This is a genomic window from Saccharopolyspora sp. 6V, assembly GCF_020176785.1.
Taxonomy (GTDB): domain Bacteria; phylum Actinomycetota; class Actinomycetes; order Mycobacteriales; family Pseudonocardiaceae; genus Saccharopolyspora_C; species Saccharopolyspora_C gregorii.
This window is the reverse complement of sequence record NZ_JAIUKB010000050.1, coordinates 1-24259: the sequence shown is the minus strand read 5'-3', so window position 1 is coordinate 24259 and position 24259 is coordinate 1. Positions and strand designations below refer to the sequence as shown.

The window sequence follows — 24259 nt, the reverse complement described above, 5'->3', positions numbered from 1 at the left end:
GTTCAGGTTCAGCCCCGGGTCAACTTCCGGTGGGTGACTCTGTGCGGACGGGCGGCTTCCTGCCCCAGTCTGTCGATCTTGTTCTTCTCGTAGCCCTCGAAGTTGCCCTCGAACCAGTACCACTTGGCCGGGTTCTGGTCGTCGCCCTCCCAGGCCAGGATGTGCGTGGCGACGCGGTCCAGGAACCACCTGTCGTGCGAGATCACCACGGCGCAACCGGGGAACTGCTCCAGCGCGTTCTCCAGCGAGCCCAGCGTTTCGACGTCCAAGTCGTTCGTCGGCTCGTCCAGCAGGATCAGGTTGCCGCCCTCCTTGAGGGTCAGCGCCAGGTTCAGCCGGTTGCGCTCACCACCGGAGAGCACGCCCGCGGGCTTCTGCTGGTCGGGGCCCTTGAAGCCGAACGCGCTGACGTAGGCGCGGGACGGCATCTCGACCTGGCCGACCTGGATGTAGTCGAGACCGTCGGAGACCACCTCCCACACGTTCTTCTTCGGGTCGATGCTGGCCCGGTTCTGGTCGACGTAGGACAACCGGACGGTGTCGCCGACCTTGACGGTGCCCGCGTCCGGCTGCTCCAGCCCGACGATGGTCTTGAACAGGGTCGTCTTGCCGACGCCGTTCGGGCCGATGACGCCGACGATGCCGTTGCGCGGCAGGTCGAACGAGAGCCCGTCGATGAGCAGGTTGTCGCCGAAGCCCTTCTTGAGGTTCTCGACCTCGACGACCTGGTTACCCAGCCGCGGACCCGGCGGGATCTGGATCTCCTCGAAGTCCAGCTTCCGGGTCTTCTCCGCCTCGGCCGCCATCTCCTCGTAGCGGTCCAGGCGGGAGCGGGACTTGGTCTGCCGGGCCTTGGCGTTGGAACGGACCCACTCCAGCTCTTCCTTCAGCCGCTTCTGCAGCTTCTGGTCGCGCTTGCCCTGCACCGCGAGGCGTTCCTGCTTCTTCTCCAGGTAGGTGGAGTAGTTGCCCTCGTACGGGTAGGTGCGCCCGCGGTCGAGCTCCAGGATCCAGCCCGCGACGTTGTCCAGGAAGTACCTGTCGTGCGTCACGGCGAGGACGGCGCCGGGGTAGTTCGCGAGGAACTGCTCCAGCCACAGCACGCTCTCGGCGTCCAGGTGGTTCGTGGGTTCGTCCAGCAGCAGCAGGTCGGGCTTGCTCAGCAGCAGCTTGCACAGCGCGACGCGGCGGCGCTCACCACCGGAGAGGTGGCTGACCTGGGCGTCCGGCGGCGGGCAGCGCAGCGCGTCCATCGCCTGGTCGAGCTGGGAGTCGATCTCCCACGCGTCCGCGTGGTCGAGCTCCTCCTGGAGGCGCCCCATCTCCTCCATCAGCTCGTCGGTGTAGTCGGTGGCGAGCTGCTCGGCGATGGCGTTGAAGCGGTGCAGCTTCTCGATGATCTCGCCGACGCCCTCTTCGACGTTGCCGAGGACGGTCTTCTCCTCGTTGAGCGGCGGCTCCTGCTGCATGATGCCGACGGTGTAGCCGGGCGAGAGGAACGCTTCGCCGTTGTTCGGCTGCTCGAGTCCCGCCATGATCTTGAGCACGGTCGACTTGCCGGCGCCGTTCGGGCCAACGACGCCGATCTTGGCACCCGGGTAGAACTGGATGGTCGCATCATCGAGGATGACCTTGTCCCCGTGTGCCTTCCGCACCTTCTTCATGGTGTAAATGAACTCGGCCATGCCCTGAATCGTAGTTGCGTCCCGTGTCGGCTCGTGCACCGCCGTCGATTGCCGCGCCGGCAGCCGCGCACAGCCCGCACCGCACCTGCTCCACCGCTGGTCACCGACCTACCGGGTGGCGCGGAGATCACCCGTCGCGGGGCGCCGCGACGTCCGGCCGGCCGGTTCCGGGGCCGGTCGCGGCGGCATCGCGTTCGGCGGCCGGGCGCTCGGCCGATCTGGGGAACCGGTTGCCCCGGGCCAGGTCCAGGCCCACCGCCGCGGCCTCCACCTCCACCGACGTCCGCCGACCGGCGGCCGACTCGAACTCGCGGGTGTGCAGCCGCCCGGACACGACCAGCGGCGTGGCCTTGCCCACCACGCCGAGCACCCCGTCGGCGACCCGGCGCCAGCAGTTCACGGTCACGATCAGCCGGTCGCCATCGGTCCAGCGCTCGGCCTCCCGGTCGTAGCGGCGGGAGTTCCCCGCCAGGCGGAAGGACACCACCCGCTCTCCGCCGGGGGTGGTGCGGATCCTCGGTTCGGTGAGCACGGTCCCCACCACGGCCACGGTCGTCTCGAACATCTCGCCACCTCCTGGAACGCGGAGCCGTCCGTCGGCTCGGGTTCCAGGATGCGCGGCGCCGATCACCCACCGACACCCCGGTTTCACGATCTGTGCACAGATCGCGCCGCTGTGGACCGATTCATCGGAATCCGGTGGTTTACCCCTCATCGAGGGTCACCCGTCGGAGCGAGAGGTCGGGTTCTTCGCCCCCGAACCCGACGCGTCCCCAGCGGAGAGCCGCCGCAGCATCTCGTTGTAGGCCGCCAGATCCGCGTCCCCGTCCACCGCGGCCTTGCGGTCCAACCGCCGCGCTTCCCGGTAGTCCGCGCGCGACCACTGGATCAGCAACGCCAGCATCACCACCACCAGCGGCACCTCCCCCGACGCCCACGCGAGCCCGCCGCCCAGGTTCTGGTCCGCCAGCAGGTCCGACGCCCACGGCAGCGAAAGACCGCGGTAGAAGTCCGACCCGATCACGGTGTTCGACATCATCAACGTGATCCCGAAGAACGCGTGGAACGGCATCGAGGCGAACACCATCCCCAGCTTCGCCAGCGACGGCAGCGGCCGGGGCGCCGGGTCGATCCCGATCACCGGCCAGTAGAAGACGTACCCGGCGAGCAGGAAGTGCGCGTTCATCACCAGGTGCGCCCAGTGCTGCGGCAGCGCCGCGTCGAACAGGCCGGAGAAGTACAGCGCCCAGAACGAGCCGGTGAACAACGCCAGCGCCACGAACGGATTCGTCAACCACCGCGTCAGCGGCGAGTGCAGGAACGCCAGCAGCCACTCCCGCGCCCCCGGCGGGCTGCCCTTCGCCGCGGGCCTGAGCACCCGCAACGCCAGCGACGTCGGCCCCGCGAGCACCAGCAGCACCGGCGCCAGCATCGACAGCACCATGTGCTGGCCCATGTGGACGCTGAACATCGCCGGCGCGTACCGGCCCACTCCGGACGAGGTGGCCACCAGGACGCTCGCGCAGCCGCACAGCCACGCGACCGTCCGCCCCACCGGCCACCGGTCGCCGCGGCGGTGCAGCACCCGCACCCCGTACAGGTACAGCCCGGCGAGCACCAGCGCCGCCGTGCCGAAGACCAGGTCGAAGCGGAAGTCGAACAGCAGCCGGAGGGCCGTCGGCGGCCCGTCCAGCGGGTAGCCGATCAGCAGCTCGGTGCGGTCCGGCACCGCCCCCAGCTCGGCCGGCGGCGGGGTGCGGCCGAGGGCGACGGCCACCCCGATCGTCGCGAACATGACGAGCACCTCGACCGCGCCGAGCCGCAGCAGCCCGCCGCCGCCCTCCGCCACGGTCCGCACCGCCCGCTCCCGCTGGAAGTGGCCGATGACGCCGAGCACCACCAGCAGCACCACCTTGACCAGCACCAGCACCCCGTAGGTGGTGCTGAACAGCTGGTCCAGCGGCACCCGCGCGAAGGCGTTCACCACCCCGGAGGCGGCCATCACGATCCAGCAGACCAGCGCGATCCGCGAGAACCGGCGCGCCACCAGCCCCGCGTGCGCACCCCCGCGCGCCAGGTGCGCGAGGAGCGCGACCAGCCCGCCGACCCACAACGTGGCCGAGAACAGGTGGAACAGCAGGCTGTTCGTGGCGATGTCGTGCGCCCCGCCGCTCGCCGAGTGGCCGGTGGCGACCAGCGGGAACATGCCCAGCAGCGACACCGCGAACAGCACCACCGTCCAGCCCCAGGACAGCACCACGCGGCAGCCGACGGCCAGCACCAGCGCGATCCCCGCGGTCAGCAGCCACGCCTTCGCCTCCTCCAAGGCGTCGACGAGGCCGAACAGCACCTGGGCGTCGAGGACGTCACCGATCGGCCGCCCGGTGGCGTCGGCGGCGGTGAACGGCACGAGCAACGCGGCCCCCACGCACCACAGCCCGGCGGCCCAGCCCGCGGTCCGCACCGCCGCGTAGCCGTCGGCGAGCAGCGGGCCGGACCGGCTCGCCGGGATGCCGAACGCGGCCAGCAGCAACGAGCCGATGCACACCACCGCGCCGGTCTCGGCGAGGACCCGCACCACGGGCAGGCCGTACTCGGTCACCGCGCCCGGGTCGGGCAGGCCGTACGCCGCGTACGCGTCGCTCGCCGACAACGCGGTCAGCGCCGCCGCCACCACCGCGGCGAGGATCCCGGCCGTGACGACCAGGATTCCGACGGTGGTGGACCTGCTGCGTGCGCCGGGAACGGTCTCAGAAGCCACGGAACGAGCCTAACCGCCGGACCCTGACCTGCGGTTTCGGGTGCCCTCGCGCCTCGTCGCCAGGTCGCGGGCCCGGTTGGGCGGTGACCGGCCCCGATTCCGGCCACCGCCCGCCGCTCCCGCCCGAGGCGGGTCGCGGTGCGCCGACGTCGGTCCCGGGCCCCGTGCCGGGTCCCGCCGCCGGTCGTCGTCAGAGCCCGGCGGGCCGCTGCGAGTCCGAGTTGCCCGCGTCGGGCAGCGAGATCCACCCGGTCTCACCGCTGTCGCAGCGCACGGTGATGGTGTTCGCGTCGCCCTCCGGTGCGGGCACCTGGTTGGGAACCCGCAGCGAACCGATCAGCACGCCGGCGTCGGCGGCGGGCCCGAGCCGGGCGACCGATCCGAACGACGAGGTGGCCGTGGCGCCGAGGCCCGGGCAGTCGGCGGTGACGGTGATCTCCTGGTTCGGCTTGACCAGCCCGTCCGCGGTCACGTGCAGCTCGTCACCACCGGCCGCGAGCGCGACCCCGGGCGCCCCGAGGAGCAGACCGGCTCCGGCGACCGCCAGGGTCAGGTTCCGCATGCGCATGGTGTTTCCTCTCCGTTCGCTTCCGGTGTTCCCACCGCTCGACGACGACGCTAGGGAGCGGACCTCACGGCGGCCCGGAGCTCGTGCAACGGTCACCCATCGGTCGAGGGGCAGTCGTGTTTCAGCAGTTCGTGGCCTCGTCGAGTGGATTTCGCGCGCCGCCTGTTACCCGGCCGTCGGGTCACCGCGACGATCCCCGCCTACGTTCGGGTGCGTTCCGCGGGTGAAGGAGGACGAAGGTGCGAACGACGATCCGCGCGGCCGCCGCGGTCGCGGTGCTGGCGGTGTCGGCCGGGTGCGCCGGATGCGGAAGTCCCGCGCTGCGGGTCGAGGGCCCGGCGCTCGCACCGCCGCAGCCCGCCACGACCGCCGAGGTGGCCCCGCCGACCGGCGCCGAACTGCGCAACATCCGCAACATCGACCTGCGCAGCACGGTGCTCGCCGATCCGAAGGTGCCGGACGAGGTGAAGCGGATCCTGCGCGGCTGCTCGGTGTGCGGGCTGGAGGACCCGGTGTACGCGGACGTCACCAAGGACGGCGAGGCCGACGTGCTGGCCCCCGTGCACGACAGCGGCAGCGGTGGCACCAAGGCAACGCTGGTCTACAGCGTCCGCGACCAGCAGGTCTCGCTGGTGTTCGGCTACCTGGGCCCGGACGCCGGGCTCCGCGCCGAAGGGGGTGATCTGGTGCTGGACCGGGACCTCTACGCGCCGGACGACGCGCACTGCTGCCCGACCGCCACGGAACGGCTCCGGTTCAGCTGGGACGGACACCGGTTCGCGATGGCCGAGCGCACCGGCGGCGCGCCCGGCACCACGCCGTACGGCGGTTGGGGGACCATCATCCGATGAGCTGGGACGTCCGAGGCACCACAGTGCTGCTCGTCGAGGACGACGAGGTGATCCGGGAGGCCACCGAGCTGGCGCTGCGTCGGTACGGGTTCGAGATCCGCACCGCGGGCGACGGGCTGGCCGGGCTGGCGGCGTTCCGCGAGCGGGAACCCGACGTCGTGCTGCTCGACGTGATGCTGCCCGAGCTGGACGGGATCAGCCTGTGCCGCGGCATCCGGGAGGAGTCCTCGGTGGCGATCCTGATGCTGACCGCGCGCAGCGACGCGGTCGACGTGGTGCAGGGCCTGGAGGCGGGCGCCGACGACTACGTGACCAAGCCGTTCGACACCATGGTCCTGGTCGCCAGGCTGCGCGCCGCGCTGCGGCGGCGGGAACCGGTACGGCCCGCCGAGGACGCGTCCGCGGGCGACCGGCTCGCGTTCGGCGACCTGGAGCTCGACCGGGATTCGCTGGAGGTGCGCCGCGGCGGGCGGCTGCTGTCGCTGACGCCGACCGAACTGCGCCTGCTGCTGGAGTTCACCGGTGAGCCAGGCCGGGTGCTGTCCCGCGGGCGGCTGCTGGAACAGGTGTGGGACTACCCGGCGAGCAGCGACACCCGGGTCGTCGACGTCCACGTGCAACGGCTGCGGGTGAAGGTCGGCAAGGAGCGCATCGAGACGGTCCGCGGGTTCGGCTACAAGCTGGTGGGCTGACGTGCGCGTCGCGGTGAAGAACGCGCTGGCGATCGCCGGGGTCGCGGCGCTGGCGGGCGTGGCGTTCGCGCTGTGGACGCACTACCGCGCCGTGGACCTCAGCGAGGCGTTGAGCAGGCAGGAGACCGGCAGCAGGTTGCGGATCGCGGCGGAGTCGTACTACGCGCACCGCGACCTGCCCGAGTCCGCGAGCCTGGACGACGCGTCCGCCCCCGCACCGCTGGTGGCCGCGGTGCGGGCCGGTTCGTTCGCGACCTACGTGGACGCGGACGCCGCCGACCCGGCGGTGTGGGCGGGCACCGAGGTCGGCGGGCACGTGCTGACCGTCCACGACCCGTACGCCGAGCAGGCCCGGCTGCTGGCGCAGCTCGACCAGGCGTTGGTGCTGGGTGTGGTGGCGCTGCTGCTGGTGTCCGGGGCGCTGGCGGTGTTCATCGGCCAGCGCCTGGCGCGGCGGATCGGCGCGGCGTCGGCGACGGCGCTGCGCATCGCCGACGGCGAGCTGGCTGCCCGCGTCGGCAACACCATCGCCGGAGCCGGGCGCGACGAGGTGACCGCGCTCGGCGGGGCGGTGGACGCGATGGCAGCGGAGCTGCGGGCACGGCTGGAAGCGGAGCGCCGGGTCACCGCCGACATCGCGCACGAACTGCGCACCCCGGTGACCGGCCTGGTCACCGCCGCCGAACTGCTCCCGCCGGGGCGGCCGAGCGAACTGGTCCGCGACCGGGTGTCCCGGCTGCGCGGGTTGATCGAGGACGTGCTCGAAGTGGCCCGCCTCGAAACCGACGGGGAGCAGGGCGCCCCGGAACGCATCGGCGCGGACCTGCTCGCCGAGCGGGCCGCCGCCGCCGCCGAGAAACCGGTGCGGCTGGAGGTCGCCGAGCCCGCGGAGGTGGACACCGATCCACGGCGGGTGCAGCGGATCCTGGTGAACCTGCTCCGCAACGCCCACCGGCACGGGCGACCGCCGGTGGTGCTCTCGGTGTGCGGCGCCACCCTCACCGTCGCGGACCACGGCCCCGGCTTCCCCGCAGACCTGCTCGCCGACGGGCCGCGGCGGTTCCGCACCGGACGCGCCGAACGCGGCGGCGGGCACGGGCTCGGACTGACCATCGCCGCCGGGCAGGCGCGGGTGATCGGCGCGGAACTCCGCTTCGGCACCGCCGAATCCGGTGGGGCGCGGGCGGATCTGGTCCTGGGGTGAGCCGCGCGGCACGCTGCGCGCTCGGCGGCGGGTCACGCGTTCCGCCCGGCTCCGACCCCGGCGAGCGGCCGCGGCACCTCGCGGGGACGACCGGCCGCACGTGACCGCCCGGGTCAGAGGCGGGCCACCAGGTTCTCGAACAGCTCGTCGTAGGTGCCGTCGACGGCCGCGAACCGCTGCGGCTTCACCCGGTCCACGAGCACCTGCCGGATGTCCGGGTCGGCCTGGATCAGGCCGATCGCCTCGGACACGAACTCGCCCAACGGCATGGCCCCGGCGTGGTCGGTGCCCGGCCCCATCAGCGTGGTCCTGGTCAACGGCGGCGCCAGCTCGATCAGCTGCACCGGCGTGCCGCGCAGTTGTGCCCGCACGGCCTCGGTGAAGGCGTGCACGCCGGCCTTGGTCGCCGAGTAGGTCGGCGTCAGCGGCATCGGCACGTAGGCGAGGCCGGAGGTGACGGTGATGATCGACGCTTCGGGCCGGGTGCGCAGGTGCGGCAGGAACGCGGTGAACACGCGGATGGTGCCCAGCAGGTTGGTCGAGATCGTCCGCTCGGCGACTTCGAGCGCATCGGCCTCGAGGTGCCGCTCCGGGAGCATGATGCCGGAGCTGATCAGCACGGTGTCCAAGTCGGGGAACCGGTCGACGACCCGGTCGCGCAGCGCGGTGATGGACGCGGCGTCGGTGACGTCCACGACCTCTCCGGCGAAACCGTGTTCGGCGGCCAGCTCCTCGACCCGCTCCCGGTCGCGGCCGGTGATCACGACGGAGTTGCCGAGCGCGGTCAGCTGGTGCGCGAACTCCAGGCCGATGCCCGACGTGCCGCCGACGATCAGTGCGGTGCGTCCTGTGGTCTTCATCTGTACTCCAGTTTCGTCGTTACCCTTAAAACGGTAACACCGATACTTCCGGCGGAGCAACCAGAGTGTTATCACTGATACTTCCAGGCGAGGGGACTGCTATCGTTGCCGATCGTGGGATCGACCGACACCAAGATGAAGATCGTCGAAGTGGCCAAGCGCCTGCTCGACGAAGGGGGCCCGGCCGCGGTGAGCACCCGGGCCGTCGCGACCGCGGCGGGCGTGCACGCCCCGGCGATCTACCGCCTGTTCGGCGACAAGGACGACCTGATGGACGCGGTCGCCGGGCACGCGCTCAGCACGTACCTCGCGGGCAAGACCGCGATGCGCCCCTCCGGCGACCCGGTCGAAGACCTCCGCAACGGGTGGCGGCTGCACATCGGCTTCGGCCTGGAGAACCCCGACGTCTACAGCGCCCTCTACGGTTCCCGCAGGCGCCGCGCCCCCTCGGAGGCGGAGCAGCAGGCGGAACGGATCCTGACCGGCCTCATCCACGCGATCGCCGAAGCGGGACGGCTAGCGGTCCCCGAACCGCAGGCGGTGCAGCTGATGCACGCGGCCGGGCGGGGCACCATCTTCACCCTGATCGGCAGCGACTCCGACCCGGCGGACGCCGACGCGCTCGCCGACCGCGCTTTCGAGATGGTCCGCGGCGTGATCACCGTTCCAGACCCCGCCGACCGGCCCTCGGCCGCGGACCCGGTGGCGCGCGCGGCCACCACCCTCCGCGCGGCCCTGCCCGACGTCGACCGCCTCACCGCACCGGAGAAGGCGCTGTTGGACGAGTGGCTCGACCGCGTCCAGGGAAGCGGCCCGCCCTCGCCCGAACGCTGATCCCGCGCGCGGCGCGACACGACCGCAGCGCTTCCGAACCCGGCCGGATCCCTCGCGCGCGGAACCGAACGAGGAACCACCGCGCGCAGCGGCGCATCGCAGAACCGGAGCACGGCGCGACGTCCGATCCGGAGCAGCACGAGAAGATCGTCGTGGAGCACCACCGGACGGCTCTCGGTGGCGTCCCGGAAAAGGCGATCGCCGACCACATCGGCCCCGGGCCTCCAGGATCACCCCGAAGCGTTCAGCGGCTTCCTGCACATGCGCGACGGCTGAACATCGAGCGCGTCGGCGCCGAGGGAACGGGGCGGCCACGCATTCACCCCTGATCCGGAAACCCGGCCGCCCGGCGTGCTCCCACAGACCGGTTCCGGCCGGACAACGGGAAAGTCGCCGAGCACCGGGACGTCCGCACCGATTCCGCCAACGCGAACGGCGTGTTCCGACCGGTCCGCCGGCCCGACTTCCTCGGCCCTGGGCGAGCAGAGCGAGGCGGGAGGGTAAAGTGGGGGATGATCTTGATCGAGATCGTCCCCCACCGCTGTGACCAGCATCGGAGCGCCCCCGGCAGGACTCGAACCTGCGACCTCAGGATTAGAAGTGCGTTCACCCTCGGCGCTGTGCTGACCTGCAAGAACACTGATCGCAGACAAGCATCACTCGCCGAATCCTTTGCTCGATGCCTTTGCCTGTGATTCCGCCGCTAAGTTCACCCGCACGCAGTAGCGCAAAGCAGGCTGTGAACGTTCAGCAAGTCACGAAAATCTCGAACCGCCGTGGCCAACATGGGCTAGAGGCTGTCCCGTAACCGATGGTCAGAGGTGGGATGATCTTGCCGTGGCTGGTGTGATCACGGCGTCGGAGCCCTCGTGGATTGGTCCGTTCATCGGGCTGAGCCTTCAGCAGTTCAGCAAGCTGATCACCGCCCTGCGGAGTGAGGGGGCCGATCCGGTCCGCAGGGCCGGCCGTGGTCATTGCCCGCCCTTGAGACGGCAGTCGCGGAGGATCTTCCAGCTCTTCATGCGGGCGAAGGCGTGCTCGACGCGGGCCCGGACCTTGCGGTGGGCGCCACGGTGGCGCCCCTCGGGCATCCCCGGCGTTACATTGGAATTTCCTGGTAGTGGCGTTCGCCATAGCTGCTCTTCAGGTAGCTATTCACGACATCATTAAAATTGATCCAGTGTTTCGTTTCCGCGTGAGAATCCAGGTGCCCCTGAGTGCCTGTTCCTGTTCTCAGGTGAGGCGTTTGCTGGTGGTGTGGATCATGGCCCGGCGGACGATGGCTTCGTGGTGTTGGGGTAGTCGTTCGTAGTCGCGGACGCAGTGGCGGTGTTGGTTGATCCAGGCAGGGCTGCGTTCGACGACCCATGGTCGGTGGAGAACGACGAACCCGACTTGGCCTGCGAGTGTCGACGATTTCGATGCTGATCCCGAACGGCGATGTCGCCCAGTTGATCAGGGTGCCGGTGTAGCCGGAGTCTGCCCGCAGGTGCCGGATGCTCGGGCAGAGGTAGCGCAGCCTGACCAGGAGGTTCCGGGCGGTGGTGCGGTCTTGGGCGTCAGCCGAGGTGACCAGCACGCAGATCAGCAGTCCGACGGTGTCGATGGCGATATGCCGTTTGCGGCCGTTGATTTTCTTGCCCGCGTCGAATCCCGCAGCCGCGGCGAGCACCCGCCAATCCGCTCGTCGGCGCTGCGAGCCCTTCCCGGCATGCGGGAGCCGCAGTACGTGGCGCCATCGCGCGCTCTTGTCGCGGCCGGTGTCGGCGAGGCGTCGCGTCGCTCGGCGTTGCTCGAAGCGTAGCCATACGCTCAGGGGGCCAGCGAACAGGATGCGCACGAGGATCAGTGCGGCGGTGACGGCCAGCCCGACCCAGATCGTGCCCCAGAGATCGCCGCCTTCTCGGGCGACTTCCTCGGCGACGTGCAAGAGCTGGTATCCCATGGCGAGGAAGACGCCGTTCTCGAGCATGAGCTGGATCGTGCGCCAGTTCATGCGTTCGCTGATCGGGTCCTGCGGCGTGAGGTGGCGTGTCGCGGTGAACCCCGTGATCAAACCGGCGACGACCACGGCGAGGACGCCGGATCCGTGCAGCGCCTCGGCGGGGAAGAAGGCGAGCAACGGCACCGTGAAGGAGATCGCGGTCGTCAGGGTCGGCTGGCCGATGCGTGCACGCACCCGCACGGCCGCGAATCCGACGACAGTGCCGATGCCGATCCCGACGAGGACGGCGTAGTCGAAATCGAGGGTGACATCCAGCAGCGTGACCCCGCCTGCAAGGGCGGCGATGGCGGATCGCAGCAGCACCAGCGCGGTCGCGTCGTTGACGAGCCCCTCCCCCTCCAGGACGACACGAGCCGCGGTGGCAGGCCGAGGCGCTTGCCGATGGAGGTCGCGGCGACGGCGTCGGGTGGAGCGACGACCGCACCCAGAGCGATACCCGCAGCGAGGGGAAGCCCGGGCAGCAGCCAGGTGAGGAGAAAACCGACTGCGACCGCGGAGAACAGCACGAGCCCGACGGACAGCCCGCTGGTGGTGAGGAAGTTGCGACGGAAGTCCGTCATCGGCACGTTGACCGCCGCGGCGTACAGGATCGGCGGAAGCACGACGGTGAGGATCCATTCCGGTTCGATCTCCAGCGGAGCCTGACCGGGGATGAGACTGCAGGCGATCCCCACGAGGACCAAGAGGATCGGTCCCGCCATGCGGATCTTCGGCGCAAGCCAGGTACCCCCGATGACCAGCAGCGCTCCGGCGACGAGCATCATCGCGACCGATTCCATTCGTTCTCTCTCCGTGTGTATCCCGTCAGGGACGTGTTCGTCAGCCGGCCGCAGCCGTGGCCGGGACGGCTGTCGCCGGCGGTCTGCCGGGCATGAGGAGGCAGACGGGGGCGGCGACGGCGGTGAAGGCGATCGCCCACCAGAAAGCGCTGCCGAAGCCGTGTGCGATGTCATCGAGGTCGGCACTGCTGGCCGAGGCGTTCTGGAGGACGACGGCGATGACTGCTGTGCCGATCGAACCTCCCAGCTGCTGAGCGACGCGCGTGATGATGCTGGCTCCCGGCGTGTCATCGTGGGGAAGCCCGATGAAGGAGGCTCCGGTCAGCGGGATGATCGCGACCCCCATGCCGATGCCCCGGCTGAACAGCGTCACGAGCAGGAGCACGTAGCTGGTGTCTGCGGTGACGAACGCGAACGGGATCGTCGACACGGTCACGATCACGAAGCCGGCCAGCGCGACCCATCTCGGCCCGAACCTGTCCGTGTACCGGCCGGCAGCACCTCGTGAGAGCAGCGTGCCGAGGCTCTGCGGGATGAGGAGAAGCCCCGCTCCCAGCGCGTCCTCGCCCCGGACCTCCTGCCAGTACAGCGGCAGCAGGAACATGGCCCCGTACAACGTCGCGCCCGCCAGGAAGCCGAGCACCGACCCCGATGTCAGGTTCCGGTGCCGGAACAGCCGCAGGTCGATCAGTGCTCTCTCGCCACGGCGGAGCGCCCACCCGACGAATCCCGCCAGGAGGACCGCTCCGACGCCGAGGGGGACCAGGACGCCCATGGACGCGAAGCCCTCACTTCCCTGGACCTGTGAGAGTGCGTAGACGATCGCCGCGACTCCTGGGGAGACGAGGAGGAGGCCGAACAGGTCCAGTCGCACACCCCGGCGTGACGGTTGTGCGGGCAGGTTCCGGTAGGCGAGCCATGCCCCGATCACGCAGAACGGGATGTTGACCAGAAACAGCCAGCGCCAATCGGCGACGGCGAGGATGACTCCTCCGAGTACCGGTCCGATGATCGGGCCGAGCGCGGTTGGCAGGGTGATCGCGGCCATCACCCGGCCGATGTGTCGCCCGCCGGTCGCCTGCACGATGAGGGTGGTCATCAGCGGCAGCATGATTCCGCCGCCGAGCCCCTGCACCACCCGGGACACGATCAGGCTTGCCGCGTCCCAGGACGCCGCGCACAGGATGGAGCCGATCAGGAACGCCCCGAGCGACACCAGCCACAGCCGCTTGCCGCCCAGCGCCGCCTGCGCCCAGCCGGCGAGCGGGATCGTGACGAACATCGCGAGCAGATACCCCGTGGTCACCCACTGGATGGTGCCCAGGGGTGCGTGCAGATCATCCGCCAGGTCGTGGATGGCCACGCTCACGATGGTGGTGTCGAAGACGACCGCCATCGCCCCGACGATGATGCTGAACGCCGTCGTCCAGACGGCCGGATCGATCGCGTCCGGATCCTCCGGCTTGGCAGAGCGGCTCCGGTTCGAGAGGGGCCGTTTCAGCGAGAACTTCATGATTCCTTCATTCGATGTGCGCGGCGGGGGGCCGCGGAGGGCGCCCGAAGGATGCCGCGCGAGACCCGGCACCACGGGACGGCCGGCAAGACGTATCGGCGTGACGCGCTCCCGTTAGGTCGGGAGTGCGTCACGCCCACGGCGGCAAGGTCAGAGGTCGACGACGACCTTGCCGCGCACGTGGCGGGCGGCCTGGAGCTCGACCGCGGCGCGAACTTCGTCCAGGGGGAACGTTTCCGCGATCGGGACGCGCAGCTCCCCCTCGGCGACACGACGCGCGATGTTCTGCAGCGCCTCTGCACCCGCCGCCGCACCGTTGGCGGCGTGCACCCCGGGAACCGCGGCCGCGATGGTGCAGATGCGATCGTCGGGAACGCCGAGCTCCCGAGCGACACCGACGGTGTCGGTGCCGTGAAGGTCGAGCGCCGCTGTCGGCAGGGCACCGTCCAGTGCCCGGACCCGCTCGACGAGGCCGTCGCCGTACGTCACTGGTGTGGCGCCCAGGCTTGACAGGTACTCCGCGGATGCCGCAGATCCCGTCCCGATCACGCGCGCCCCGGCCAGTCGAGCAAGCTGCACGGCGAACACGCCCACGCCACCGCCGGCCCCTCCGATCAGCACCGTGTCGTCCGGACCGAGATCGAGCTTCGCCAAGGCGGCGACAGCGGTGCTTCCAGCGATCGCCAGCGTCGCCGCCGTCCGGTCGTCGACACCATCGGGGGTGTGGTGGGCGACGCCCGAGGCGATGTCGCCGTCTGCGCTCATCAGGATGTAGTCGGCCAGAGAGCGCGAGAGCGCCGTCCCGAACACTCGGTCACCCACCGCATACCCGGTCACGCCCTCGCCCACCTGGTCCACCGCGCCGGCGTAGTCCGTGCCGTAGCCGCACGGCAGCGACAGCCCGAACCGGGCCGCGGTCTCCGCATCGGAAGTCATCACCCAATCCATCGGGTTCAGCCCCGCCGCGGCGACCCGGATCCGGATCTCCCCCGGCCCCGCCTGCGGCGCAGGCACGTTCCGCACCGTCAGGTTCTCCGGCCCGCCGAACGACTCGAACAGCACCGCCCGCCCCGTCTGCGCGTCGATCCGATCGTCCCGCTGTCCACTCATCCCGCTACCTGCTCTCATCCATCATCAAAACGGACTATGCTCCGTATATATCCTCACTCTAACCGGAGCGTGATCCGTTTGACAACTTCTGACGCTCATCAGCCGCGCGCAGATGCCGCCCGTAACCGTGCCCACCTCCTCGCGGTCGCTACCCGCGCACTCACGAGGGGCGACGGCGCGGAGCCGTCGATGCGAGCCATCGCGCGCGATGCCGGCGTGGGGATCGGGACTCTCTACCGCCACTTCCCCACCCGCGAATCGCTCGTCGCCGCGGTCTACAGCGACCAGGTCACCCGCCTCACCGCCGGCGCACGAGAGCTCCTCACGATGCACGCCCCGGCAAGAGCCCTCCGACTCTGGATGGACCTCTACGGCGAGTGGATCGCCACCAAGAGCGGCATGCTCAACACCCTGCTCACGATGGTCGAGACCGGCGATCTCCCCCACGCGCACACACGCGATCAGATCCTCGACGCCATCTCCACCATCGTCCAGGCAGGAAACGAGGCCGGGGACCTCCGCGCAGACATCACCCCCACCGAGATCTCCGCCAGCCTCATCGGCATCTTCACGGTGTCGCAGCAAGCCGCGGGAACGATCAGTGCTGACCGTCTCCTCGACCTGCTCCTCGATGGCCTCCGCGCCGAACCGACATGTCGCTGACACGCCCATCGACGGGTGGGGCGTCCAGCTGAGGCGGTGGAGTTCTCGGCCGTTCTCGCTTGCGCCGCTTCGGAGCACGAACGGACAGACCGACGGACAGGAGGAGCATGGTGCTGGCGACTATCGTCGCGGAGTGTGTCAGCGGGTTCGGGGCGACAGGCCATATTGGCTGGAGCAGGAGCAGGGCGAACGCCACGGCAGCCGCCCAGAGCCACCGGGCGTACCGGAGCACCAGCAGCAGGATCACGAACGCCAGAATCGATGTCACGGCCTGGACAGCGGTGAACCAGACCAGGCCGACCAGAGGTGCGGACGCCAACAGCACGGTCGCTGTCGCGACCGCGAGCGGCAGTATGGGCCGAGCCAATACGGGGCGGGGCGATGCCGGCATGCGGTCGGTGGATCTCTCACGCATGTGCTGTCCCGAGATAGTTCGCGACGTTCTTCAGAACTGTCCGCCGTTCCGACTCACTCAAGGGGAGTTGTCCGAGCAACAGTCGGTTGTGATCGCCGGGGGACGCGATGGCGGGCCAATCCGACCCCATTAGGAAGCGTTCGACTCCGATGTGCCGCATGTGCTCGACGAGCCGATGCAGTTTCTCGCCGTCGGCCCAGGGGGCCTGCACGACCACGGCGAGGTCGATCTGCAGCAGGCTCGTTCCCGGACGGGATGCTTCGATCGCGTCCTGATATCCCTGCAGGGCGGCGAAGGTCGACTCGTCGAGCCCACCCCAGCCGCCGGCGTGCGCGATCTGGACCGGTAGCCCTTCGGCCTCACACAGCACGCCGTTGATCAAAACGTCGGCGGCTTCTCTCGAGTAGTCGGGCGAGTGCCGAGGGTGGATGACCAGCGGAAGATCCAGAACGCGGCACTCTCTGACGATCTGAACCAGACGGTCCACTGAGTCCGTCGACTGCGGATCGAACCCGCTGTTGGCGAGGTGAAGCTTTGCACCGACGACCCCGTCTTGCCCCGCCCAGTGGCGCAACTCATCGACCGCGCTGGTCATGAACGGATTCACTCCCACGCAGGCGCACAACCGTCCGCGAGATGTACGCGCGGCATCGACGTTGAAGGCGTTCTCTTCCCGCACAAGTTCGGCCGAGCCCAGCATGTACGCCTCCGACAGGAGCACGCCGCGGCCGATGCCCGCCGCGTCGAGTACCCGCACCGCGTCTTCTCCCGTGCGTACGGCGAACGCCTCTCGGTTCAGCAGCGAGAGCGTGGCAAGTTCGCCGTGTTCGGTGCGAAGGCGCCGCAGGTGTGTGGTCGCCGCGGGACCTTGAATGTGCAGGTGATGATCGACGAGGGCCGACGGGGTTGAGGCCGGAACTCGCGGTGTCGCGGCGAGGCCGAACCCCGCTGCGGCCGCGATCAGGGTCCCCACACCGATACCCGCCACCACGCGCCTACGGGACACCCCCTCCGGCCCCGAGTCGCCTTCCGCTCCGCCACCGTCCGCGTTCAAGAGCGTCCGTCCCTGTCACGGCCCTCGGCTGGCCCTGAGCCCAGCAACCGAGTGAGGGCGTCCGTGAAGATGTGCGCGATGTCCACGGCCTCGTCCAGTGCGAGCTGCAACGCGAGCCCGTCCGCGAGCGCGAGGACGACCCGTCCGACGTTCTCGTTCACACCAGCGCCATCGCCGAGCGAGTCGATCTGGAGGACGTTCATGACGTCCGCGACGGTGTTGGCGGCTGCTGCACGTCGATCAGGGAGCAAGTGAGGACGACGCGCCGCCAGGATCGAGAACTCCGCGTTGACGAGGAACCACTCGCGCTCCGCGTCCGCCCTCCTCCGCACCCAGCCCGCCAAGGCGTCAAGGCGCTGCTGACGGGACGCGGAGCGTCCGAGAATCTCCCCTACCTCCGCGACGAGCTCGGTCGTGCGCGCCTTCGCGAGTGCGAGAAAGAGGTCCTCCTTGCTCCGGAACAGCCCATACACCGCTCCCTTCGTGAAGCCCGCCGACTCGGCGATCTCAGCAAGAGACGCGCCCCCATACCCCTTGCTGCAGAACAAGGTGTACGCGGCTGCCAGGATCGCCTCCCGCGTCTCCTGCTGCCGTCGCACCCGGCTCCCCCTGCCCATGGGAATGAATATACCATCGGTATCTCAGAGACGACCGGTATGTAGCGATGCTGACATGGACGCGCTGATCGCCTCAGTGCGCGGCCCAGTCGGCGAGGACGCCGCGGACGGGGTTCCATCCGACAGCCTGGTAGATCGAGTAGCCGGCTTTCGCGTACGGGTCGTCGGCCATGAGCGCGTGTGCGTCGTCGACGTCGTCGGTGGCGAGGAGCACAACACCGCCGGTAGGCGGGTTCCGCATCCCGGCGGAGACAACGAGCCCGCGCGCCTCGAGTTCGTCGAGGAACGCCAGGTGCTGGGGGCGGATCGTGGAGACCTCGTCGAGGGATCGTGTGTAGTTCGAGATCATGAGAATCACGGGCCTGCTGCTTTCGGATCTTTCGTCGTCAAGTGGTCGGGTCAGCGGGTGTCGCGGCCAATGAGGTCGAGTTCGTCGTCGGAGAGGTCCAGCGCCGCGCCTCGGATGTTCTCCTCGAGGTGCGCGACCGTCGAGGTGCCCGGGATCGGAAGCATCATCGGCGAGCGTTTGAGCAGCCATGCGAGGGCGACGCTCCCGGCCGGGACACCGTGCGTCGCCGCGATCTGGCCGATCGCGCCCCTCGGCTCGGCGAGGGCTCCGACGGAAAGCGGCGCGAACGGGATGAATGCGATTCCGTGGGAGGTCGCCCAGTCGAGCACTGCGGTCTCGGAGCGGTCGGTGAGGTTGTAACGGTTCTGCACAGCGACGATCGGGACGATGCTGCGTGCGGCTTCCAGCTGGGCGACCGAGACGCCGGAGAGTCCGACGTGCCGCACCTTTCCGGCCGCGCGGAGGTCTGCGAGCGCGCCGATCTGGTCCTCGAATGGCACCGTCTCGTCGACGCGGTGCAGTTGGAAGAGGTCGAGTCTTTCGACGCCGAGCCTGCGGAGTGAGAGCTCCGCCTGCTGCTTGAGGTAATCCGGGCGTCCGCATCGGGGCCAGGGGCCCGGCGCCACGATCGGGCCGGGGCGCAGGAGTCCGGCCTTCGTCGCGATCACGAGGTCGTCCGGGTACGGGTGAAGGGCTTCCTTGATGAGTTCCTCGGCGACCGCCGGCCCGTACGAGTCGGCGGTGTCGATGAACGTGACACCGAGGTCGACGGCACGGCGGATGACGCGGATCGCCTCGTCGTGGTCGCGCGGCGGTCCCCAGATGCCGGGGCCGGGAAGCCGCATGGTGCCGAAGCCGAGGCGGGCGACGTCCAGGTCGCCGCCGATCGTGATCGTGCCAGCGCGATCGGCACGTGCCGATGGGTGCATGAGGTCCACTTTCAATCGGGTTGGAGCATTCGGAACAGGCGCGTGCAGGGGGGTCGGCTCACGGCGTGAACGCGTGCCTGCGTCCGCCGGCTACGAGCGCGAGAGCGACAAGGCTCAGTGCCGCCATCGCCAGCGGGAGCACTGTCGCCGCTCCACCGTCGACCAGCGTCGCGCCGGCCGCTGCCGCGGCGAAGATCGCGAGGTTGAACGCGACGGTCAGAATGGAGTTGGCAACGTCCGCGTTGTCGCCCGCGGCCAACGCCATCGCCGTCTGCAGTTGCGTCGCGGCGCCGCCGAATCCGACGCCCCAGAGTGCGAGACCGACGATGACCAGCACCGGGGACGTGCCGCCGACGGCCAGAACGAGTCCGCCCACGACGAACGCAGCGACTCCCGCGAGGGTGGTGCGACGGAGATGACGGTCGACAGCGACTCCGGTGAGCCACACGCCCACCAGCGATGCGACACCGAAGACGACGAGCGCCACGCCGACCGGAAGCGCCGCTGCGATGGCCCCCAGGTACTCGGCGATATACGTGTACTCGAGGTTGTGCGCGAACATCCACACGAACACCACGACGAGGATCACGCCGACCCCAGGGATCCCCACGACTCGTCGAAGCGAGCGGCTGCTCGAGGCGGACTGTCCGGGCGCGTCAGGGACCAGCACCACGGTGAGCACGAACGCGATCACGGACAGGGCCGACATCGCGCCGAACACCCACCGCCAGTCCGTCGCAGCGCCCAGCCAGGAGCCCAGCGGCGTTCCGACGGCAAGCGCCACCGGCGTCCCCGTCATGGCGATGGCGAGCGCTCGACCGGCATGCTCGGGTGCCGCGATCCGTCGCGCGTATCCCGCGAGCATCCCCCACAACAGGCCCGAGAACCCACCAGCGACGAATCGGGCGATCAGCGCGATCACGATCCCGGGCGCGAGGGCCGTCACCGTGTTCGCCACGACGAAGCCGACGATTCCGACGAGCAGCACCGGCTTTCGCCGGACAGTTCGGGTCAGCGCCGTCGACGGGATCGCCGCGAGGACCGTGCCAAGGGCGTAAGCGCTGACAAGCTGCCCGGTCACGCCGGGCGAGGTGTCCAAGCCGTGCGAGATCTCGGCCAGAAGCCCCGCCGGCATCGTTTCGGTGGCGATCACGATGAACCCGACCATCGCCATCACGACAAGGGCTCCGAACGGCAGTGTGCGACGCGCCGTCGATGCGGTGCGGACGGTCTCGATGGCCTCAGTCACAGGCAGCTCCAATTCCAGATCAGTTGATCCAGTATTGACCGCAAGAGCGACGCTTGTCAAACTGGATCGACTGATCCCGAATGAGACGAGGACTGATGCCCGCAGGTCGCCCGCGCACCTTCGACGTCGATGCCGCAGTGGATGCGGCGATGCTGCTGTTCTGGGAGCAGGGGTACGAGGGGACATCTCTCGCAGACTTGCGCGCGGCGATGCGCATCTCGTCGGCGAGCTTCTACGCGGCGTTCGAATCCAAGGCCGCCCTGTTCGAGCGCGCGTTGAAACGCTATGTGTCGAGCTGGGGGGCCATCACCGATGTCGTCCGCGACCCGGGTCTCTCCGGACGTGATGCCATCGCACGACTCCTGCACGGTTCGATCGACATGCAGACTGATCCGCGCCATCCCGCCGGATGCCTGGTCGCCCTGTCCAGCGGCCTCACCGGCGAGCAGACACCGACGTCGGTGCGCGACGCCGTCGCACGGCGGCGCGAGGAAGACCGGCAGGGCATCGAGTGGTGCGTGATCCGAGCGGTCGACACGGGCGAGCTCCGGCAGGACACCGACGTGATCGGACTGAGCGGATTGCTCCACGGGCTGCTGCTCGGCCTCTCGGTACAGATCCGGGACGGCGCCGAGCCGAAATCCCTACACAGCGGTGCGGACGCGTCCCTGCACGTCTGGGACGCGTTCGCGGCCTCGGTGTAGTTCCTCAGCACGTTGTGGACGGATGACGCCGGAGAAGACGGCCTGGACGATGCGAGGTACCACACGTCGCGCCGCAACGACTCACGCTAGTGCCCGTTCGCACCAGGGGGCGAGGGGACGCCTGGCCCGCCGATCGTTGAGGACGCTCGGACCTGGCGCCCGCACCGCCGCGGAACGGTTCAAGTGTCCGCCCGCGACCGCGGCGAGGTGGGCTGGCCGATATTGGGCGGCCTGTCGATGCGGGCCCCTTGCTCACGTCCGATCAGCAGCGCGACCCGGCTCCGACTCGACTGGAATTTCGCATCGTCGTCGACAGCGTCGAAGCCGAGAGCGCCATCCCCACTCCCCGCCCAACGCTCTCGCCCACTCGCCCTGAGAGCCTGTTCCTGAACTGATGTTGGTCGTCGGGGCGGCTGCGGAGATGAGAAGGGACCCCTGGTAGATCGAGTGGTGTCTGGTCATCCGCTCTACCGAGGAGTCCCGGATGCCATCGTGCCCGAGTTCGTCGACCCTGCCCGCAGGGGGTCGATCCTGCCGCCTGTTGGCGACCACGCACCAGTCTCCAAGCAGGTCACGGCGCTATCCGTCGGACATGACCGACGCTCAATGGAAGCTCATCGAACCGTTGCTGCCCACGCCGGGCTGGCTAACCGGGCGAGGTGGCCGCCGAGCCAAGCACTGCCGCCGCGAGATCGTCGACGCGATCCTCTACGTCGTCGACAACGGCATCACATGGCGAACTCTACCAGCGGATTTCCCACCGTGGTCCACTGTGTACAACCACTTCGCCGCCTGGGAACACCACGACGCCACTCAGCACCTACTCGACGCGCTGCGTGACCGGGCACGACTGGCCGAAGGTCGCCGGGCCGCGCCCAGCGCCGGGATCATCGACTCCGCCTCGATCAAGGCCGCCGAGACCGTCGGATCCCGCAGCCGCGGATTCGACGCGGGCAAGAAAATCAACGGCCGCAAACGGCATATCGCCATCGACACCGTCGGACTGCTGATCTGCGTGCTGGTCACCTCGGCTGACGCCCAAGACCGCACCACCGCCCGGAACCTCCTGGTCAGGCTGCGCTACCTCTGCCCGAGCATCCGGCACCTGCGGGCAGACTCCGGCTACACCGGCACCCTGATCAACTGGGCGACATCGCCGTTCGGGATCAGCATCGAAATCGTCGACACTCGCAGGCCAAGTCGGGTTCGTCGTTCTCCACCGACCATGGGTCGTCGAACGCAGCCCTGCCTGGATCAACCAACACCGCCACTGCGTCCGCGACTACGAACGACTACCCCAACACCACGAAGCCATCGTCCGCCGGGCCATGATCCACACCACCAGCAAACGCCTCACCTGAGAACAGGAACAGGCACTGACGAAACGCGACAAGCCATCATGTCCGGCAGCACCCAAGCCCGCGCCACGACTCTCCCAGCCGGTGCCTATCGTTCGCCTTGACCGAAAAATCGACACCTACGCAGGCGGCAGAGGCCTCGTCAAAGGCTCCCTCCCCACAGCTCGAACAGCCCAAAGCGAAACCGCGGAACGACGCTCGCGGACACTAGGTCTCTTCGTTGCACCGAGCTCCAGAATGCACCCGAAGAGGGGAATGTGGCTGGTACTTCCGTCCCAATGCTGTTGATCGATGCATATACAGTCCTTGCCAGGGCCGAAACCGGCACAGGAAGAGGCACTGCTGCACATTTGGTTGACCGGCCGTGTCTCCGACTTGATGACACTGTCTTCTACCGACCTTGAACGAGCCTGTCGAGAGTTCGACATGCTCGTCTGGCGGTGGGGGACCGAACGAGTCGGACGAGCACTCGAGACTCTCACCCAAGACTTCAAGTTCTGAATACAACTTGGGGTACAGGCCACCCCTGTTCGCGGCCGTATCCAGGGTGGAGCTGGGGATCAAGCTCGGGCGCCGGTTCAGGACGGTGCGAGTGGGTGGCTCCATCCCATCGACCGCCACGAGGGGTCATCGGTCCACCTCGAGGAGCAGGCTTCGGTAAAGCGTGGCGGGGCACAGGTCGGCGCCCTTGACCGAGCTTGATCAGGCTACGCCCGACCAATGGGACAGAGCAACCAGGACGCCCGGGTCGCAACGGAGGACGTCATTACCCGCCTTCGGTATTGACAGGTCGGAATACGCGGAACGGGTAGGCGAAGCGGCAGCGGTGACGACCGCAGACCTGAGCCAATGCACGCGTACGTGTATGCGGGACGAACTCAACAGGCCGTCCGCGCCGGGGCCGAGCTGGCTGACCTACCCCGCGTACACGGATGAACACTTCGTGACCTGCAATGTTCTTTGGGGGTGAGAGACAGGAAGCAGTGCGGCGCGGGGACCGGAGCCTTCCTCGAAGCAGGAGTGGCGGCAAGGAAGTGTCACTGCAGCAAACGAGGCGGTTGCGGAAGGTCAGGGATTCACGAGCGGACGGCGGCCATTCGCGACAGCAGGAACCGTGCGATCACCACGTGAAGCGGACGTACGAACAGCCACATGACGCGGGCCGCAGGACGGCGGTACTCGAGGAAAGTGACAAGAGTCAGCACTGTGGCTTCGACGCGTAGCACGAGGTTCGCCCGGACACCAAGCCATCCGTGAGTCGCAAGACGGGCCCAGCGAGGCTGACTGTCCTCGAGAGCCCAACCAAGCACGTGCTCGGCCGACGGGTACGGACCGAGTCGAACACTGATCGCCCTCCACCCGAGCCTCAAGCCAACCCGTGCGGACGCGGGCAGCGACTCGAAGATCGCCCGCAACCACACCTCCGCGGCGCGGGCATCCGCGCTGGGCACCCCCAGCTGGAACGCCTCCGCGTAATCAATGCGCTCCAGCGATGCATAGGAGCGGATTTCGTCGCTCACCGGGGCCGCGATCACGGCGCTCATGACGGTCGATGGTAGCCGACCTGCCCAGCTGCCGGGAACTCCATCGAGCCTTGCCGCGTTGCTCTCGGCTCTGTGTTCAAGATCCAGATGAAGAGCACCGGCAGGTCCGTGAGCTGCTCCGTGATGACCTCAGCTCCTCGGCTTGCACCAGCTGCGCGTGGCGGATCCGGGTATGCGACGCGCCAGAGCGGGGTGTCGCTGCGGCGCCGCAGGCCATGCCGTTCGGCCGAGTGCTCGCGCAGGTACGCCAGTGAGCCCGCGACGACTAGTCATGGTCGACTTTGCGGTACTCCTCGTCTGAATTTGGGGAGAGCGAGCGGGGCAGGTCTGAGCTGTCCCGTTGGCACACCGAGCTCACGCTCGATGTCGTCGGCCGGGCGCTGGAAGCGCGCCAGCAGTAGACCCTGCGCCGACACGAACGGGGGGCGGGGCCGCGGCGGCCGGCCCCCCCCCCCCCCCCCCGGGGGGCGCGGCCCCCGCGCCCCCCCCCGCGCCCCGGCCCCCCCCCCGCGGGG

The 24259-nt window shown here is 69.2% G+C and carries 21 protein-coding genes and 3 pseudogenes; 8 read left to right on the top strand and 16 right to left on the bottom strand.

Annotation, left to right across the window (positions count from 1 at the left end; all coding sequences use genetic code 11):
• Positions 1–8: 8 nt before the first annotated feature.
• From ettA to LCD35_RS10780, 4 genes are all read right to left on the bottom strand, one after another.
• Positions 9–1685, bottom strand: a complete 1677-nt coding sequence (gene ettA / locus LCD35_RS10795; protein WP_224959354.1) for an energy-dependent translational throttle protein EttA — start codon at positions 1683–1685, stop codon at positions 9–11.
• 127 nt (positions 1686–1812) lie between these two features.
• Complete coding sequence (locus tag LCD35_RS10790) at positions 1813–2250, bottom strand: single-stranded DNA-binding protein (RefSeq protein ID WP_224978099.1); 438 nt, start codon at positions 2248–2250, stop codon at positions 1813–1815.
• Positions 2251–2406: 156 nt separating this feature from the next.
• Positions 2407–4446, bottom strand: coding sequence for a cytochrome c oxidase assembly protein (locus LCD35_RS10785; protein WP_225044117.1), 2040 nt, complete (start codon positions 4444–4446; stop codon positions 2407–2409).
• Positions 4447–4636: 190 nt separating this feature from the next.
• Positions 4637–5014: a hypothetical protein gene (locus LCD35_RS10780; protein ID WP_224959352.1), complete on the bottom strand. Its 378-nt coding sequence runs from the start codon at positions 5012–5014 to the stop codon at positions 4637–4639.
• Positions 5015–5253: 239 nt separating this feature from the next.
• Between LCD35_RS10780 and LCD35_RS10775 the strand changes: the two genes are divergently transcribed.
• Genes LCD35_RS10775 through LCD35_RS10765 form a run of 3 tightly spaced genes read left to right on the top strand, consistent with a single transcriptional unit; the run spans position 5254 to position 7761 of the window.
• On the top strand, positions 5254–5865 hold the full coding sequence (locus tag LCD35_RS10775; RefSeq protein WP_224966801.1) for an LppP/LprE family lipoprotein: 612 nt from the start codon (positions 5254–5256) through the stop codon (positions 5863–5865).
• On the top strand, positions 5862–6557 hold the full coding sequence (locus LCD35_RS10770; protein ID WP_224959350.1) for a response regulator transcription factor: 696 nt from the start codon (positions 5862–5864) through the stop codon (positions 6555–6557). The genes LCD35_RS10775 and LCD35_RS10770 overlap by 4 nt, the downstream gene beginning before the upstream one ends.
• Before the next feature lies 1 nt (position 6558).
• Positions 6559–7761, top strand: coding sequence for a HAMP domain-containing sensor histidine kinase (locus LCD35_RS10765; RefSeq protein ID WP_224966802.1), 1203 nt, complete (start codon positions 6559–6561; stop codon positions 7759–7761).
• A gap of 113 nt (positions 7762–7874) precedes the next feature.
• Here LCD35_RS10765 and LCD35_RS10760 read toward each other — a convergent pair whose 3' ends face one another.
• Positions 7875–8621, bottom strand: a complete 747-nt coding sequence (locus LCD35_RS10760) for an SDR family oxidoreductase (protein ID WP_224959347.1) — start codon at positions 8619–8621, stop codon at positions 7875–7877.
• A 114-nt stretch (positions 8622–8735) separates the two neighbouring features.
• On the opposite strand from LCD35_RS10760, the gene LCD35_RS10755 reads away from it, so the two are divergent.
• Positions 8736–9455, top strand: coding sequence for a TetR/AcrR family transcriptional regulator (locus LCD35_RS10755; protein ID WP_224959346.1), 720 nt, complete (start codon positions 8736–8738; stop codon positions 9453–9455).
• Positions 9456–10292: 837 nt separating this feature from the next.
• A pseudogene (locus LCD35_RS30440) lies at positions 10293–10453 on the top strand (IS5/IS1182 family transposase); the annotation flags it as partial.
• Here LCD35_RS30440 and LCD35_RS10745 read toward each other — a convergent pair.
• The 5 genes and pseudogenes from LCD35_RS10745 to LCD35_RS10725 all read right to left on the bottom strand — a co-directional run.
• Positions 10427–10519 (bottom strand): annotated as a pseudogene (locus LCD35_RS10745) (IS5/IS1182 family transposase); the annotation flags it as partial. The pseudogenes LCD35_RS30440 and LCD35_RS10745 overlap by 27 nt on opposite strands.
• A gap of 35 nt (positions 10520–10554) precedes the next feature.
• The gene (locus LCD35_RS29885; protein WP_308012519.1) at positions 10555–11763 is read right to left on the bottom strand and encodes a cation:proton antiporter; all 1209 of its coding nucleotides are present in this window, start codon (positions 11761–11763) and stop codon (positions 10555–10557) included.
• A 62-nt stretch (positions 11764–11825) separates the two neighbouring features.
• Positions 11826–12221, bottom strand: a pseudogene (locus LCD35_RS29880) (cation:proton antiporter); the annotation flags it as partial.
• 58 nt (positions 12222–12279) lie between these two features.
• Positions 12280–13752, bottom strand: coding sequence for an MDR family MFS transporter (locus LCD35_RS10730; protein ID WP_224962577.1), 1473 nt, complete (start codon positions 13750–13752; stop codon positions 12280–12282).
• 150 nt (positions 13753–13902) lie between these two features.
• Positions 13903–14862: an NADP-dependent oxidoreductase gene (locus LCD35_RS10725; protein ID WP_224962579.1), complete on the bottom strand. Its 960-nt coding sequence runs from the start codon at positions 14860–14862 to the stop codon at positions 13903–13905.
• Positions 14863–14898: 36 nt separating this feature from the next.
• Here LCD35_RS10725 and LCD35_RS10720 point away from each other — a divergent pair, with 36 nt between their 5' ends.
• Entirely contained in the window at positions 14899–15525 is a 627-nt protein-coding gene (locus LCD35_RS10720; protein ID WP_224962581.1) for a TetR/AcrR family transcriptional regulator, read from the top strand.
• A 407-nt stretch (positions 15526–15932) separates the two neighbouring features.
• On the opposite strand, the gene LCD35_RS10715 is transcribed toward LCD35_RS10720, so the two are convergent.
• The 5 genes from LCD35_RS10715 to LCD35_RS10695 form a co-directional block, all read right to left on the bottom strand.
• On the bottom strand, positions 15933–16931 hold the full coding sequence (locus LCD35_RS10715) for an amidohydrolase family protein (protein ID WP_224962582.1): 999 nt from the start codon (positions 16929–16931) through the stop codon (positions 15933–15935).
• Positions 16932–16990: 59 nt separating this feature from the next.
• Entirely contained in the window at positions 16991–17593 is a 603-nt protein-coding gene (locus LCD35_RS10710) for a TetR/AcrR family transcriptional regulator (protein ID WP_224962584.1), read from the bottom strand.
• 91 nt (positions 17594–17684) lie between these two features.
• On the bottom strand, positions 17685–17960 hold the full coding sequence (locus LCD35_RS10705; RefSeq protein ID WP_224962592.1) for a YciI family protein: 276 nt from the start codon (positions 17958–17960) through the stop codon (positions 17685–17687).
• 50 nt (positions 17961–18010) lie between these two features.
• A complete protein-coding gene (locus LCD35_RS10700) occupies positions 18011–18889 on the bottom strand; it encodes an aldo/keto reductase (RefSeq protein WP_224962594.1) in 879 nt (292 codons plus the stop codon).
• Positions 18890–18947: 58 nt separating this feature from the next.
• Positions 18948–20138 carry an MFS transporter gene (locus LCD35_RS10695; RefSeq protein ID WP_224962586.1) on the bottom strand — a complete coding sequence of 397 codons (1191 nt, stop codon included), beginning with the start codon at positions 20136–20138 and terminating at the stop codon, positions 18948–18950.
• A gap of 95 nt (positions 20139–20233) precedes the next feature.
• Between LCD35_RS10695 and LCD35_RS10690 the strand changes: the two genes are divergently transcribed.
• Both LCD35_RS10690 and LCD35_RS10685 read left to right on the top strand, forming a co-directional pair.
• The gene (locus LCD35_RS10690) at positions 20234–20842 is read left to right on the top strand and encodes a TetR/AcrR family transcriptional regulator (protein ID WP_224962588.1); all 609 of its coding nucleotides are present in this window, start codon (positions 20234–20236) and stop codon (positions 20840–20842) included.
• Between the two features lie 592 nt (positions 20843–21434).
• On the top strand, positions 21435–22304 hold the full coding sequence (locus LCD35_RS10685; RefSeq protein WP_255614689.1) for an IS5 family transposase: 870 nt from the start codon (positions 21435–21437) through the stop codon (positions 22302–22304).
• A 972-nt stretch (positions 22305–23276) separates the two neighbouring features.
• Here the strand turns inward: LCD35_RS10685 and LCD35_RS10675 are convergent.
• Positions 23277–23744, bottom strand: coding sequence for a hypothetical protein (locus LCD35_RS10675; protein ID WP_224963307.1), 468 nt, complete (start codon positions 23742–23744; stop codon positions 23277–23279).
• Positions 23745–24259: the final 515 nt, after the last annotated feature.